We start from the raw sequence: 14240 nt of genomic DNA on the forward strand, positions 1-14240 counted from the left end.
TCGTGAAGTTCTTCACAAGGAAAAAGGCTCCGCCGGGTCAACAAGAGGGCCCTTCGGGACCTTCTTGGGGGTCGCAGGGCCGTTTCAGCACCTGTTTGTGCGATGCGCGGCCGCAACGGGTTTCGTATCAGAGGTAAGGACGAAACCCAGTGGTCCAGTCCGGTTGAGGCCTTGGAGGCCAGTTCAGGACGGGTGAACAACGACTCCCGTTACCTGTTGGTTCCCGTTGCGCGCCATGACCTGGGTCACGCGGGCCGCGCAGTGTAACAGAGGCCCCGGAACACCTTGTGAAGGGGCTCACGAGCGTCACTCCTTGGGGTGCTGGATACTCGTTCCATGAGCACCACGGAGCGTCCCAGGATCCTCGTAGTAGGAGGTGGGTACGTAGGCCTGTACGCGGCCAAGCGCATCATGAAGAAGATGCGCTACGGCGAGGCGACCGTCACGGTCGTCGACCCGCGGTCGTACATGACCTACCAGCCCTTCCTCCCCGAAGTGGCCGCAGGCAACATCTCGCCTCGGCACGTTGTCGTCCCGCTGCGACGCGTGCTGCCCAAGGCTGAGGTTCTCACCGGCCGGGTCACCACCATCGACCAGGACCGCAAGGTCGCCGTCGTCACGCCGCTGGTCGGCGAGGCGTACGAGCTGCCCTTCGACTACCTGGTGATCGCGCTCGGCGCCGTCTCCCGCACCTTCCCGATCCCCGGCCTGGCCGAACAGGGCATCGGCATGAAGGGCGTCGAGGAGGGCATCGGCCTGCGCAACCACGTCCTCGAGCAGCTCGACAAGGCCGAGTCCACGACGGACGAGAACGTCCGCCGCAAGGCGCTCACCTTCGTCTTCGTCGGCGGCGGATTCGCCGGCGCCGAGACGATCGGCGAGGTCGAGGACATGGCCCGCGACGCCGTGAAGTACTACTCCACGATCAAGCGCGAGGACATGCGCTTCATCCTGGTCGACGCGGCCGACAAGATCCTTCCCGAGGTCGGGCCGAAGCTCGGCACCTGGGGCAAGGAGCACCTCGAGTCCCGCGGCATCGAGATCTACCTCAACACCTCCATGGACTCCTGCGTGGACGGCCACGTGGTGCTGAAGAACGGCCTCGAGGTCGACTCCAACACCATCGTGTGGACCGCCGGCGTCAAGCCGAACCCGGCGCTGGCCCGCTACGGCCTGCCGCTGGGCCCGCGCGGCCACGTGGACACCGCCCCGACCCTCCAGGTCCAGGGCACGGACTACATTTGGGCCGCCGGCGACAACGCCCAGGTCCCGGACGTCGCCGCCCGCAAGGCCGGCGTCGAGAACGCCTGGTGCCCGCCGAACGCCCAGCACGCGCTGCGCCAGGCCAAGGTCCTCGGCGACAACGTGGTCTCCGGCATGCGGGGCTTCCCGCAGAAGGAGTACGCGCACTCCAACAAGGGTGCGGTGGCGGGCCTCGGCCTCCACAAGGGCGTCGCGATGATCGTCATGGGCAAGATGAAGATCAAGCTCAAGGGCCGACTCGCCTGGTACATGCACCGTGGCTACCACGGCATGGCCATGCCGACCTGGAACCGCAAGATCCGCGTCTTCGCCGACTGGACCCTCGGCATGTTCCTCAAGCGCGAGGTCGTCTCCCTCGGAGCGCTGGAGACCCCGCGCGAGGAGTTCTACGAGGCCGCCAAGCCGGCGCCGGCCCCGGCCGCCGCCGCTGCCCCGGCCGAGAAGGCCAAGGCCTCCTGACCCCGGCCGCTCCGGCAGGACACTGAGCACGACCCCGAAGGGGCCGCCCGCCATCCGTGGTGCGGGCGGCCCCTTCGGCGTACCCGCAGGTCTGCCGGAGCGGCCGCCGCCCGGCCGGAGGGCCCGTACCCCGGGTCCGGCGCGGGCGGGTGGAGGCCCGCTCGAAGGCCGCTCCAGCGGGCGACCCGGCCGTGATTGCCCCGGAGGGGAAGTGGGAAGTCGTTCCACGACCTTCTGGAGGTGCCTGAGATGAGCGACGCCGCGCCGCGGCTGGCAGCGATTGCCGAAACCCTGCTGGGCGCCCCCGTGCCCGTGCGGATAAGGGCCTGGGACGGCAGTGAGGCCGGCCCCGCCGCCGGCCCCGTGCTGGTGATCAACCACCGCCGCGCCCTGCGCCGGATCCTGTGGAAGCCGGGCGAGCTCGGACTCGCCCGCGCCTGGGTCGCCGGGGAGCTGACCGTCGAGGGCGACCTGTTCGAGCTGCTCGACCGGGTGGCCGGCCTGCTCTGGGAGCGCGAGCCCGCCGCGCCCGCCCCCGCCCCCGCCCGTACGGGCCCGGCCCGGTTCGCCGCCCTGCGGCCCCACCTGCCCGGGCACGGCTCCGGCGCCGCCGAGACCGCCGCGCTCCTGCGCGACCCGGCCGCACGGAGCGCCGTACGCGACCTCGTGGCCCTGGCGCGCCCCTGGACGGCGCCCGCGCCGCCGCCGGAGGAGGCCGTCCGCCGCGGCGGGCCGCGCCACTCCAAGAAGCGCGACAGCGAGGCGATCAGCCACCACTACGACGTGGGCAACGACTTCTACGAGCGCGTCCTCGGCCCCTCGATGGTCTACTCCTGCGCCTACTGGGCCCCGGACGGCACCCTCGAGGACGCCCAGCGGGACAAGCTCGACCTGGTCTGCCGCAAGCTCGGCCTGGAGCCGGGGGAGCGCCTCCTGGACGTCGGCTGCGGCTGGGGCTCCATGGCCCTGCACGCGGCCCGCGAGTACGGGGTGCGGGTCACCGGCATCACGCTCTCGCGCGAGCAGGCCGCGTACGCCCGCAAGCGGATCGCCGAGGAGGGCCTGACCGACCGGATCGAGATCCGGGTGCAGGACTACCGGGACGTCAAGGACGGCCCGTACGACGCGATTTCCTCCATCGGCATGGCCGAGCACGTGGGCTCCGAGCGCTACCGCGAGTACGCCGGGATCCTGCACGCCCTGCTGGCTCCCGGCGGCCGGCTGCTGAACCACCAGATCGCCCGTCGCCCGGAGCCCGACGAGGAGGCGTACCAGGTCGACGAGTTCATCGACGCGTACGTCTTCCCGGACGGGGAGCTCTCCCCGATCGGCACCACGGTCGGCGAGTTGGAGAAGGCCGGCTTCGAGGTCCGCGACGTGGAGGCGCTGCGCGAGCACTACGCGCTGACCCTGCGGGCCTGGGTGGCGCGCCTGGAGCGGCACTGGGACGAGGCCGTACGGCTCACCTCGCCCGGGCGGGCCCGGGTGTGGCTGCTGTACATGGCGGCCTCCGCGCTCGGCTTCGAGCGGGGCCGCCTGGGGGTCAACCAGGTGATGGCGGTACGGCCCGTGGAAGGAGGGGCCTCGGGGATGCCGCTGCGGGCGCGCGTCTGGGGCGCGCGGGACGGACGGGTGTGAAAAGCGGGACGGGCCCCGGGGTGTGCCCCGGGGCCCTTCGGTGTGCGCGGTGCGGTGCCCGCTACTCGGTCTTGATGGCGGTCAGCATGTTCAGCCGGGCGGCGCTGCGGGCCGGCCACATGGCGGCCAGGACGCCGACGACGGCGGCCAGCAGGAGGAAGACGCCGATCCGGTCGTAGGGGAGGACCAGTTCGTAGTTCGGCACCGACTTCTTGAGGGTCGAGCCGACGGCCCAGGCCAGGAAGACGCCGATGCCGATGCCGAGGACGGCGCCGAAGAGCGAGATGACCACGGACTCCAGGCGGATCATGTTCTTGACGCGGGCCCGGTCGAGGCCGATGGCGCGCAGCATGCCGATCTCCTGCGTCCGCTCGAAGACCGACATCGCGAGGGTGTTGACCACGCCCAGCACCGAGATGATCAGGGCCATGCCGAGCAGGCCGTACATGATGTTCAGCATCGTGTTGATCATGCCGCCCATCTCGTTGCGCATGTCCTGCTGCGTGGCGACGGTCATCGCCGGGTTCTTGCCGAGGGCGTCGATGACGGCCTGCTGGCTCGCCTTGGACTGGCCGCCGGTGGTGTTGACGTAGACCTCGCGGATGTACTGCTCGTCCGTGTGCTCGGCGAGGATCTTGTTGTCCAGGACGTACGGGGAGAGCAGGCCCTCCAGGTCCTCGTAGACGGCGCCGACCTTCAGGGTGGCCTTCTGGCCGTCCTCGAACTGGGCGGGGAGGGCGGAGCCGACGGCGAGCCGCTGCTTCTTCGCGGTGCTCTCGGCGACGGCGACCTCGCCCTTGCGGAGGCTGTCCAGCGAGCCGCTGACGACCTGGATGTTCAGCAGTTCGCCGATGGCGGCCGGGTTGACGCCGGAGGCCGCGCGGAAGTCGTCGCCGATCTTGAAGTAGCCGTCGGCCTGCGGGGAGACCGCCTTGATGCCGGGGGCCTTGGCCAGGGTCTCGGCCACCGACTTGTCCAGGCTGCCGTTGCCGCCGGACATGGTGACCTTGTAGTCGGCCTTGAGCTTGTCGGTGCTCATCCGGTCCACGGCCTTGCCCATGGTGACGCCGAGCACGGACATGGTGGTGACGAGGGTGAGGCCGATCGCCAGCGAGGCGGCGGTGACGGCGGTGCGGCGCGGGTTGCGCACGGCGTTCTGCGCGGCCAGCTTGCCGGGGACGCCGAAGACCTTCTGGAGCGCCGGGCGGACAGCCGCGATGACCGGCCGGGAGAGCAGCGGGAGCAGCACGATCATGCCGATGAGCAGGAGGGCCGCGCCGCCGCCGATGACCTCGCGGCCGTCGCCGCCCATCGAGACGCCGAGGAGGACGACGCCGATGCCGAGGAGGCTGATGACGGAGCCGATGACGTTGCGGAGCACGAGGGACTTGGCGGAGGCCGGCAGGTGGGCGCTGCCCATGGCGGCGACCGGGGCGATCCGGCCGGTGCGCCAGGCGGGCAGCAGGGCGGCGAGGGTGGTGACGAGGACGCCGATGACCAGGGCGGCGATGACCGTGCCCGGGGCGACGACCAGGTCCCCGGCGGGGATCTTGGCGCCGAGGGAGTCCATCAGGGAGCGCATGGCGACCGCCAGGCCGATGCCGCCGGCCAGCCCGATGGCGGCCGAGAGGGCGCCGACGACCAGGGCCTCGGAGAGCACGGAGCGCATGACCTGGCCGCGGTTGGCGCCGACGGCGCGCAGCAGGGCCAGCTCCTTGGTGCGCTGGGCGACCAGCATCGTGAACGTGTTGTAGATCAGGAAGACGCCGACGAAGAGGGAGATGCCGGCGAAGGCGAGCAGCATGGTGCTCATGCTGCTCATCCCCTTCTCGATGTCCTTGGCCTGCTCGGCGGCGAGCGCGGCGCCGGTCTGGGCCTTGGTGGTCTTGCCGTCGACGAGCGGCTTGATGTCGGCGAGCAGCTGCTCGGCGGAGGCGCCGGGGGCGGCGGCGACGGAGAGCTCGTCGTAGAAGCCGGGCTGGAGGTAGAGCTCCTGGGCGACCTTGGTGTCGAAGAGGACGAGGCTGCCGCCGGCGTTGACGGCGCCGTCCTCGGTGGTGAAGACGCCGGAGAGGGTGAACTCGCGGACCGGGCCGTTGGTGGCGACGCGGACCTTGTCGCCGGTCGCGTACCCGCCCTTGGCGGCGGTTTCCCTGTCGAGGGCGACCTGGTCGTCCCGGACCGGGCCGGCGCCCTCGGTGAAGGTGTAGCGGGGGTCCTTGCCGTCCTTGACGGGGGCGTGGTTGGAGCCCTTGTTGGCCCAGCCGGAGCCGATCAGCTTGCCGTTCTCGTCGCCGACGCCGGCGAAGCCCGAGACGCGGCCGGAGACCGAGGCGACGCCCTTGACGGCCTTGACCTTCTCCAGGGTCTGCCGGCTGATGCCGGGGTCGCCCTCCTTCCGGCCGTCCTCGCCGCGGGCCTGGCCGTAGGAGGTGACGGAGACGGCGACGCCGCTGTAGCTCTTGGCGGACTGGCCGGACAGGGACTTGCTGAGGGTGTCGGTGAAGACGAGGGTGCCGGAGACGAAGGCGACGCCGAGGGTGACGGCGAGGACCGTCATCAGCAGCCTCGCCTTGTGCGCGAGGACGTTGCGCAGGGCGGTACGGAACATGGGATCTCGGTCCTGGGGCTGGAGGTCTGTGAGGAGGGCGCGGGAGCTCCGCGGGGCGGGGCGGTCCGGCTCCGGGTCAGCTGGTGCGGCCCTTGGCGTCGAAGGCCTTCATCCGGTCGAGCACGCCGTCGGCGGTGGGCGCGTACATCTCGTCGACGATGCGGCCGTCGGCCAGGAAGATGACGCGGTCCGCGTAGGAGGCGGCGACGGCGTCGTGGGTGACCATCACGACGGTCTGGCCGAGCTCGCGCACCGAGTTGCGCAGGAAGCCGAGCACCTCGGCGCCGGAGCGGGAGTCCAGGTTCCCGGTCGGCTCGTCGCCGAAGATGATCTCGGGGCGGGCGGCGAGGGCGCGGGCCACGGCGACGCGCTGCTGCTGGCCGCCGGAGAGCTGGGTGGGGCGGTGGGAGAGGCGGCCGGAGAGGCCGACCATGTCCACCACGGTGTCCAGCCACTGCTTGTCCGGCTTGCGGCCGGCGATGTCCATGGGGAGGGTGATGTTCTCCAGGGCGGTCAGGGTCGGCAGCAGGTTGAACGCCTGGAAGATGAAGCCGATCTTGTCCCGGCGCAGCTGGGTGAGCTGCTTGTCCTTGAGGGAGCCCAGCTCGGTGTCGCCGATGCGGACCGAGCCGGCGGAGAAGGTGTCCAGGCCGGCCACGCAGTGCATCAGCGTGGACTTGCCGGAGCCCGAGGGGCCCATGATCGCGGTGAACTGGCCCTGGCCGAAGTCGACGGAGACGTTGTCCAGGGCGACCACCTGGGTCTCGCCCTGGCCGTACACCTTGGAGAGCTGCGTGGCGCGGGCGGCCACGGCCTGTGCCTGTGCGGTGTGCCGGGCGTAGTTCATGGCGGTCACGGGGGGACTCCTGTCGAACGGTTCTGCGATGTGCCGGGACCATCCATCCTCACCGGGGGACTCCCCGCCGGGGATCAGCCGAGGTGCCCGTTCGACGGCCCTCTGGAGTCTGACCGCGAGTGACGGTGTCTCCTCCTCTGGTATGACAGGAGGGCTGCTCGCGGGGGGCCGGGCAGGGGGTGGCCCGGGGTGGCGGGCGGGGTGGCGGGGGGCAGCGGAATCAGGTCAATCCCGGGGCGGTGCGGAGCGTCGTCCGGAAGGGTGCCGACCGCGACTTATCGGGTCTGACGCCCACTCAATCGCCAATAAAATCAGACAACATCGGATAGAGGGCCCTCGGCCGGGCATGGTCTTCCGGATAGGCTCATCACTGCGTACAAGGCATTTTCCACGGGGCCCCGCCGCGCCTTGCCCGGATGGTGGAAAGGCAGACACGGCGAGCTTAAACCTCGCTGGCCCTCGGGCCGTGCCGGTTCAAGTCCGGCTCCGGGCACTTCCGCGGCTCCACCGTTTATCTCCGGCGCTTCGCCGTACCTTCTCCTAAGATCCTCCTCCAGCAGTAGGGTGCTTTCTTTGCGAGCGCATTACTCTTGAAGCAAGGCCACACACGGAGGCCATGGAGGAGTGAGATGAGGAGCAGTAACCCGGTCTTCTCGCGACGGGGGTTCAGCCGCGACAACAGCGGCTACGCGGGCTTCGAGGCGCAGCACGCGCAGGCCGGGACCGCGCCCAACCCGTACGCGACGAATCCTTACGCCACCGACCCGGCCACCGGCATGCCGACGGCCCCGGTCCGCGGCAACGCGATGACCATCGACGACGTCGTGACCCGTACGGCCATGACGCTCGGCACCCTGATCGTCACCGCGACCCTCGCGTGGCTCGTCCTGCCGGTCGACCCGGCCAACGTGGGCAAGTCCTACGGCATCGCCGTGGGCTCGGCGCTCATTGCGTTCGTCCTCGCCATGGTCCAGAGCTTCAAGCGCAAGCCGACGCCGGCGCTGATCCTGGGCTACGCGGCGTTCGAGGGCGTCTTCCTCGGCGTCATCTCGATGGCGACCAGCACCTACATCAGCCCCGGCGTGGTCGTCCAGGCCGTGCTCGGCACGATGTGCGTCTTCGCCGCGGTGCTCGTGGCGTACAAGATGCGCTGGATCCGCGTCACCCGCCGGTTCACCGGCTTCGTGATGGCCGCGGCCCTCGGCTTCGTCCTGCTGATGGTGGCGAACTCGCTGTTCATGCTGTTCGGCGGCGGTGACGGCCTCGGCTTCCGCAGCGGTCCGCTCGGCATCGTCTTCGGCATCGTCGGCGTGATCCTGGGCGCCTGCTTCCTGGCCCTGGACTTCAAGCAGGTCGAGGACGGCGTCACGTACGGCGCTCCGCGCGAGGAGGCCTGGCTGGCGGCCTTCGGCCTGACGCTGACCCTGGTGTGGATCTACCTGGAGCTGCTGCGCCTGTTCCAGATCCTCTCGGGCGACGACTAGCCGTACCGGCGGTACGAGCCGGCAGGACCAGGGGAAGGCCCCGCGAGCGGACCGCTCGCGGGGCCTTCCCGCGTCCTGGGCTCGTGAGGGGGTAAGAGGTCGCCGGGCGGCTCAGCCGAACCTGCGGGCGGCTCTGCGCAGGCCGTGCTCGTGGATGATCGCCTTGGCCTGGCCGTACGACAGGTCGTGCGCGCCGAGCAGCCAGCTGACCTTCTCCTCGAACCGGACGAGCGAGGGGCCCTCGTCGACGGTGCGGAGCCAGTCGGAGATCTCACGACCGGTGGTCTGGGGGATTCTGTCGATCATGTTGCGGTGGGTCTGCTCGGAGAACTCTACGGACATGGGCGCCTCCGGGGGGTGTCGCCGTGCTGTTCTCTTCACGTCACCGTGCCGCAGAGTTCGCCCGTTGGCAATGGCGCCGGGACGGCGCGTAAGGTCGGCCGGGTGCTCGATACCTCACCCCTGGACGCCGCCGTGGAACGCTTCGCCGACCGGCTGCGGGCCGCGCCGCAGAGCCGCCTCCTGAAGGGCGCCGCCGCCGAGGCCCTGGAGCTGGCCCGGGAGCTCGCGCTGCGGGCCCAGCGGCTGGAGGAGCCGGAGGGGGCGGCTCCGGCGCGTGTGGTGCCGGACGCGGGTCTCTTCGTCGTGGGGGACCAGGTGGCCGTGGCCGGGCTCGACCTCGCCGAGGCGCTGCGCGCGGCGGAGGCCGGTGGCGGGGCGGACGGCGCGAAGGCCCCGTCCGAGATGCTGGACGAGGCCGTGGCGCTGGTGGAGCAGGCGGAGATCAGAGCGATGCGATGACCCGGTCCGCCAGGATGTACACGTTGCTGTCGGGGTCCTCGGCGTCACCGCAGGAGAACGTCAGCGCGTAGGCGCCGGAGATGCCCGAGCCGCCGAGCAGCACCGGGGCGGTGCCCGAACGCAGGGCCTCGGCGAGCCGCTCCGCGGTCTCCCGGTGGCCCGGCGTCATGCACAGCGTGGTGCCGTCGGTGAAGACGTACACGTCGAGGGTGCCCAGCGGGCCCGGGCGGACGTCCGCGAGGGCCGTACGGGCCTCCGCGAGCTCCTCCAGGCGGCTGACGGTGCGCTCGTGGTCGGCGCCGGGGTGCGGCTGGACCGGGACGAAGTCCGGGTGCGAGGGGTGGCGGCGGCGGGCCGCGGCGAGCTCGGCCGAATCCTCGGGGTACTCGTCGGCGAGGTCGTCGCCCAGGACCGGCTCCAGGCCGACCAGGTCCGCCTGCCGGGGCAGGAAGACCGGGCTGTCCTCACCGAGGCCGGAGAGGCCGCCCAGCAGGGACGGCGCGTCCGCGGCGTCGCGGGCCTCCTGCGCGGCCCAGAAGGCCCGCGCCTCGGCCAGCTCGCGCTCGCGCTCCTCGGCCAGGGCCTCGGCCACGGCGGCTCGTATCTCGGCGGCGGGGGACTGCACCGCGCTGCGGGCGTGCGGAACGGTCGCGGCGCGCGGATCGGCCGACACCGCAAGCTCACCGCGCAGGGCGGTGACCTGCTTGCGCAGTCCGTGGACGGCGTGCAGCGCAGCAGCGCCCACGGCCGTGGCAGCGGCCGTGGTCAGCAGCAGGGCAAGAGACATGGCGCTCACTGACTAACTCCTGGTTGATTCGATCCCCCGACTTCCTACATCAGCTTGTCCCGTGCTGTGAATGGCGTGCAGTGCATTACGTCATGAATTGGACAGGTCTTTCGTCCTCGCGGGCCTAGGGGGATGGCGTCTGACCTGGGCAAATGCCGCTCCCCCAGGACAAAGGTCACATCCTGGGGGAGATTCGGTCACAGGTCGGCCGCGACGGGATTGGATTTGCCGTCAGTAGAGCGCACGGACCTCGAGGATCCCTTGCGGGGCTTGGGGGTCCCGGTCGAGCGGCGACCCCGCGGGACTACGACAGGCGCTCGATCACCATGGCCATGCCCTGGCCGCCGCCGACGCACATCGTCTCCAGGCCGAACTGCTTGTCGTGGAACTGGAGGCTGTTGATCAGGGTGCCGGTGATACGGGCACCGGTCATCCCGAACGGGTGACCGACGGCGATGGCCCCGCCGTTGACGTTCAGCTTCTCGAGCGGGATCTCCAGGTCGCGGTAGGACGGGATGACCTGGGCCGCGAAGGCCTCGTTGATCTCGAACAGGTCGATGTCGCCGACGGTCAGCCCGGCCCGCTTCAGGGCCTGCTTGGACGCCTCGACCGGGCCCAGGCCCATGATCTCGGGGGACAGGGCGGTGACGCCGGTGGAGACGATCCGCGCCAGCGGGGTCAGGCCCAGCTCCCGCGCCTTGGTGTCGCTCATGATGACGAGCGCGGCGGCGCCGTCGTTGAGCGGGCAGCAGTTGCCGGCCGTGACCAGGCCGTCGGGGCGGAAGACGGGCTTGAGGCCCTCCACGCCCTCCAGGGTGACGCCGGCGCGCGGGCCGTCGTCCTTGCTGACCACCGTGCCGTCCGGGGTGGTGACGGGGGTGATCTCGCGGGCCCAGAAGCCGTTCTTGATGGCTTCCTCGGCGAGGTTCTGCGAGCGCACGCCGAACTCGTCCATGTCCCGGCGCGTCACGCCCTTGAGGCGGGCCAGGTTCTCGGCGGTCTGCCCCATGGAGATGTAGGCGTCGGGGATCAGGCCGTCCTCGCGCGGGTCGTGCCAGTCGCTGCCCTCGCTCTGCGCGACGGCGGCGGTACGGGCCTCGGCGTCGGCGAAGAGCGGGTTGTGGGTGTCCGGCAGGCCGTCGGAGGAGCCCTTGGCGAACCGGGACACGGTCTCGACGCCGGCGGAGATGAAGACGTCGCCCTCGCCCGCCTTGATGGCGTGCAGCGCCATGCGGGAGGTCTGGAGGGAGGAGGAGCAGTAACGGGTGATCGTGGTGCCGGGCAGGTAGTCCATGCCCATCTGCACGGCGACGATACGGGCGAGGTTGTGGCCCTGCTCGCCGCCGGGGAGGCCGCAGCCGAGCATCAGGTCGTCGATCTGGCGCGGGTCCAGCTCGGGGACCTTGGCGAGGGCCGCCTGGATGATCGTGGCGGTCAGGTCGTCCGGGCGGACGTCCTTGAGCGAGCCCTTGCCGGCGCGCCCGATCGGGGAGCGGGCGGTGGAAACGATGACGGCTTCGGGCATCGGGACTCCAAGGGGTGCGTCGTTGCGGGACCGCATGCGAAGTTACCGCCCCGTACCGTCGAGGTCACCGGGGTCGGGATGTGATGCCGGTCGCTCTCGCCATTGTGCCCGCCGCCCGCGCCGGAACGGCGTGAACGGCCGGGGGCCCCGCCCGGGCGCGCGGGGCCCCCTGAGGCGGCGGTACCCCGCCCCGGCGGCCGCCGGAGTGGAGACCGGGCCGGGGCGCGCCGGAGGCCGGGCGGAGGCGCGCCCGCGGATCGGCGGCTACGCGTGGTCCCCGGCCGGGGTCGGCTCCGGGTTCTGGGTCTCCGGGAGGCGCCGGCGGCGGCGGTGCTTGAGCAGGGCCCACGGGCCGCGGGCCGGGGTGACCTCCGTGCCCGCCTCGCCCGCCGCGGCGGACGCCGCCTTCGCCACCGGCAGCATGTCCTCGTCCCGCGAGACGTCCAGCCGGTCGGAGCCCGGCCACAGCCCCAGCGCCGCGCACAGCGTCGGCAGCACGGCCATCGCCGCGGTGGCGTACCCCTCCGCCGAGGGGTGGTAGGAGTCCGGGCCGAACATCTCGCGCGGGTTCGCCGCGAACTCCGGGCCCAGCAGGTCCCCCATCGAGATCGTCCGCGCCCCCAGCGCCACCACGCCGATCGTCTGGGCCGCCGCCAGCTGCCGCGAGACCCGGCGGGCCATCCACCGCAGCGGCTGGTACACCGGCTCGATCGTGCCGAGGTCGGGGCAGGTCCCGACCACCACCTCGGAGCCCGCGAGCCGCAGTCTGCGTACCGCCGCCGTCAGCAGCCGCACCGACTGGGTGAGCGGCATCCGCTTGGTCACGTCGTTCGCGCCGATGATGATCACGCAGACGTCCGGGGCGGGGCGGTTCCCGTCCAGCAGCAGGCTCACCTGGCGGTCCAGGTCGTCGGACATGGCCCCGGACAGGGCCACGTTGCGCAGCTCCACCGGCCGCTCGGCCACCGCCGCCAGCCCGGACGCCAGCAGCGCGGCCGGGGTCTGGCGGGCCCGGTGCACGCCCAGCCCGGCCGCCGTGGAGTCGCCCAGCATGCCCATCCGCAGCGGCCCCGGGCTCAGCTCCGGCCCGCTGAACTCGCTCCCGTACAGGCCGTCGGCGCGCGGCGGATCGCCGAGCCCGTTGCCCACCGTCCGCTTCGCGAACTGCACCTCCGCCAGGACCAGCCCGACCGCGGCGACCCCGACCAGCCCGAGTCCGCCTCCGCCGTACGCCGCCCCCGCCGCGATCCGGCGGGCCGTCCTCGCCCTGGACATCCTCCGAGCCACCTCCTCCGTCGTGTTGACCTTCCTGCCCCGTACTGCCGGTCGGCCAATCCCTTTCCGCTTACTCTGGCCGGACCTCCCGGAGAACCCGTGGAGTCCCCTTCTTGGAGAACATGGTGCAATTCCACGACTCGATGATCAGCCTCGTCGGCAACACCCCGCTGGTGAAGCTCAACCGCGTGACCGAAGGCCTGCAGGCCACCGTGCTTGCCAAGGTCGAGTACTTCAACCCCGGCGGTTCCGTGAAGGACCGGATCGCCGTACGGATGATCGAGGCCGCCGAGCAGAGCGGTGCCCTCAAGCCCGGTGGCACCATCGTGGAGCCCACCAGCGGCAATACGGGTGTCGGACTCGCCATCGTGGCCCAGCAGAAGGGCTACAAGTGCATCTTCGTCTGCCCTGACAAGGTCTCCCTCGACAAGATCAACGTGCTGCGCGCGTACGGCGCCGAGGTCGTGGTCTGCCCCACCGCCGTCGACCCGGAGCACCCGGACTCGTACTACAACGTCTCCGACCGCCTCGTGCGCGAGACCCCGGGCGCCTGGAAGCCGGACCAGTACAGCAACCCGAACAACCCCCGTTCGCACTACGAGACCACCGGTCCGGAGCTGTGGGAGCAGACGGACGGGAAGATCACGCACTTCGTGGCGGGCGTCGGCACCGGCGGCACCATCTCCGGCACCGGCAACTACCTCAAGGAGGTCAGCGGCGGGAAGGTCAAGGTCATCGGCGCGGACCCGGAGGGCTCCGTCTACTCCGGCGGCAGCGGCCGCCCGTACCTCGTCGAGGGTGTCGGCGAGGACTTCTGGCCGACCGCCTACGACCCGAACGTCACCGACGAGATCATCGCGGTGTCCGACAAGGACTCCTTCCAGATGACCCGCCGCCTGGCGAAGGAGGAGGGCCTCCTGGTCGGCGGTTCCTGCGGCATGGCGGTCGTCGCCGCGCTGCGCGCCGCCGAGGGCCTGGGCCCGGACGACGTGGTCGTCGTCCTGCTGCCGGACAGCGGCCGCGGCTACCTCAGCAAGATCTTCTCGGACGAGTGGATGGCCGGGCACGGCTTCCTGGAGGAGGCGGGCCCCGCCGCGCGCATCGGCGATGTCCTCGCCGACAAGGAGGGCGGCATTCCGTCGCTCGTCCACATGCACCCGGAGGAGACCGTCGGCCAGGCCATCGAGGTGCTGCGCGAGTACGGCGTCTCGCAGATGCCGATCGTCAAGCCGGGCGCCGGCCACCCCGACGTGATGGCCGCCGAGGTCATCGGCTCGGTCGTGGAGAAGGAGCTCCTCGCGGCGCTGTTCGCGCAGCGGGCCTCGCTCGGCGACCCGCTGGAGAAGCACATGAGCGCGCCGCTGCCGCAGGTCGGCTCCGGCGAGCCGGTGTCCGAGCTGATGGCGGTGCTCGGTGAGGCCGACGCGGCGATCGTGCTGGTCGAGGGCAAGCCCACCGGTGTGGTGAGCCGGCAGGACCTGCTGGCGTTCCTGGCCAAGACGGCCTGACAGGACGCGGCGCGGTGGGGGGCGGCGGGCCAC

11 protein-coding genes and 1 tRNA gene are annotated in these 14240 nt (G+C 71.4%); 6 read left to right on the plus strand and 6 right to left on the minus strand.

Features of this window, described 5'->3' with window-relative positions; translation table 11 throughout:
* The first annotated feature begins 336 nt into the window (after positions 1–336).
* Positions 337–1722, plus strand: coding sequence for an NAD(P)/FAD-dependent oxidoreductase (locus ACZ4WZ_RS12805; protein WP_467888964.1), 1386 nt, complete (start codon positions 337–339; stop codon positions 1720–1722).
* Between the two features lie 249 nt (positions 1723–1971).
* Positions 1972–3360: a class I SAM-dependent methyltransferase gene (locus ACZ4WZ_RS12810; RefSeq protein WP_467888967.1), complete on the plus strand. Its 1389-nt coding sequence runs from the start codon at positions 1972–1974 to the stop codon at positions 3358–3360.
* A 61-nt stretch (positions 3361–3421) separates the two neighbouring features.
* Here the strand turns inward: ACZ4WZ_RS12810 and ACZ4WZ_RS12815 are convergent, their stop codons facing one another.
* A complete protein-coding gene (locus ACZ4WZ_RS12815; RefSeq protein ID WP_467888969.1) occupies positions 3422–5971 on the minus strand; it encodes an ABC transporter permease in 2550 nt (849 codons plus the stop codon).
* A 76-nt stretch (positions 5972–6047) separates the two neighbouring features.
* Positions 6048–6818: an ABC transporter ATP-binding protein gene (locus tag ACZ4WZ_RS12820; RefSeq protein ID WP_467889114.1), complete on the minus strand. Its 771-nt coding sequence runs from the start codon at positions 6816–6818 to the stop codon at positions 6048–6050.
* Between the two features lie 419 nt (positions 6819–7237).
* Between ACZ4WZ_RS12820 and ACZ4WZ_RS12825 the strand changes: the two genes are divergently transcribed.
* Together ACZ4WZ_RS12825 and ACZ4WZ_RS12830 are read left to right on the plus strand one after the other, a co-directional pair.
* Positions 7238–7320, plus strand: a tRNA-Leu gene (locus ACZ4WZ_RS12825).
* A gap of 136 nt (positions 7321–7456) precedes the next feature.
* The gene (locus ACZ4WZ_RS12830; RefSeq protein WP_467888972.1) at positions 7457–8311 is read left to right on the plus strand and encodes a Bax inhibitor-1/YccA family protein; all 855 of its coding nucleotides are present in this window, start codon (positions 7457–7459) and stop codon (positions 8309–8311) included.
* A 111-nt stretch (positions 8312–8422) separates the two neighbouring features.
* Here ACZ4WZ_RS12830 and ACZ4WZ_RS12835 read toward each other — a convergent pair whose 3' ends face one another.
* Positions 8423–8653 (minus strand): DUF4287 domain-containing protein, encoded by a 231-nt coding sequence (locus tag ACZ4WZ_RS12835; RefSeq protein ID WP_361601228.1) that lies wholly within the window; start codon positions 8651–8653, stop codon positions 8423–8425.
* A gap of 102 nt (positions 8654–8755) precedes the next feature.
* Between ACZ4WZ_RS12835 and ACZ4WZ_RS12840 the strand changes: the two genes are divergently transcribed.
* The gene (locus ACZ4WZ_RS12840) at positions 8756–9112 is read left to right on the plus strand and encodes a hypothetical protein (RefSeq protein ID WP_467888975.1); all 357 of its coding nucleotides are present in this window, start codon (positions 8756–8758) and stop codon (positions 9110–9112) included.
* Here ACZ4WZ_RS12840 and ACZ4WZ_RS12845 read toward each other — a convergent pair.
* From ACZ4WZ_RS12845 to ACZ4WZ_RS12855, 3 genes are all read right to left on the minus strand, one after another.
* Positions 9096–9899 (minus strand): hypothetical protein, encoded by an 804-nt coding sequence (locus ACZ4WZ_RS12845; RefSeq protein WP_467889117.1) that lies wholly within the window; start codon positions 9897–9899, stop codon positions 9096–9098. The two genes, ACZ4WZ_RS12840 and ACZ4WZ_RS12845, sit on opposite strands and share 17 nt — an antisense overlap.
* Before the next feature lie 304 nt (positions 9900–10203).
* Positions 10204–11424, minus strand: a complete 1221-nt coding sequence (locus ACZ4WZ_RS12850) for an acetyl-CoA C-acetyltransferase (protein ID WP_467888978.1) — start codon at positions 11422–11424, stop codon at positions 10204–10206.
* A 264-nt stretch (positions 11425–11688) separates the two neighbouring features.
* The gene (locus ACZ4WZ_RS12855) at positions 11689–12699 is read right to left on the minus strand and encodes an SGNH/GDSL hydrolase family protein (RefSeq protein ID WP_467888981.1); all 1011 of its coding nucleotides are present in this window, start codon (positions 12697–12699) and stop codon (positions 11689–11691) included.
* Positions 12700–12824: 125 nt separating this feature from the next.
* Between ACZ4WZ_RS12855 and ACZ4WZ_RS12860 the strand changes: the two genes are divergently transcribed.
* Positions 12825–14207, plus strand: a complete 1383-nt coding sequence (locus ACZ4WZ_RS12860; protein WP_467889119.1) for a cystathionine beta-synthase — start codon at positions 12825–12827, stop codon at positions 14205–14207.
* Positions 14208–14240: the final 33 nt, after the last annotated feature.

This window comes from Streptomyces sp. NPDC029122, from assembly GCF_055569445.1.

Bases quoted from the DNA above. Each gene is read 5' to 3' on its own strand.
- ACZ4WZ_RS12815 (WP_467888969.1), bottom strand. From the start codon at position 5,971: ATGTTCCGTACCGCCCTGCGCAACGTCCTCGCGCACAAGGCGAGGCTG.
- ACZ4WZ_RS12835 (WP_361601228.1), bottom strand. From the start codon at position 8,653: ATGTCCGTAGAGTTCTCCGAGCAGACCCACCGCAACATGATCGACAGA.
- ACZ4WZ_RS12845 (WP_467889117.1), bottom strand. From the start codon at position 9,899: ATGTCTCTTGCCCTGCTGCTGACCACGGCCGCTGCCACGGCCGTGGGC.
- ACZ4WZ_RS12810 (WP_467888967.1), top strand. From the start codon at position 1,972: ATGAGCGACGCCGCGCCGCGGCTGGCAGCGATTGCCGAAACCCTGCTG.
- ACZ4WZ_RS12830 (WP_467888972.1), top strand. From the start codon at position 7,457: ATGAGGAGCAGTAACCCGGTCTTCTCGCGACGGGGGTTCAGCCGCGAC.
- ACZ4WZ_RS12855 (WP_467888981.1), bottom strand. From the start codon at position 12,699: ATGTCCAGGGCGAGGACGGCCCGCCGGATCGCGGCGGGGGCGGCGTAC.
- ACZ4WZ_RS12805 (WP_467888964.1), top strand. From the start codon at position 337: ATGAGCACCACGGAGCGTCCCAGGATCCTCGTAGTAGGAGGTGGGTAC.
- ACZ4WZ_RS12850 (WP_467888978.1), bottom strand. From the start codon at position 11,424: ATGCCCGAAGCCGTCATCGTTTCCACCGCCCGCTCCCCGATCGGGCGC.
- ACZ4WZ_RS12820 (WP_467889114.1), bottom strand. From the start codon at position 6,818: ATGAACTACGCCCGGCACACCGCACAGGCACAGGCCGTGGCCGCCCGC.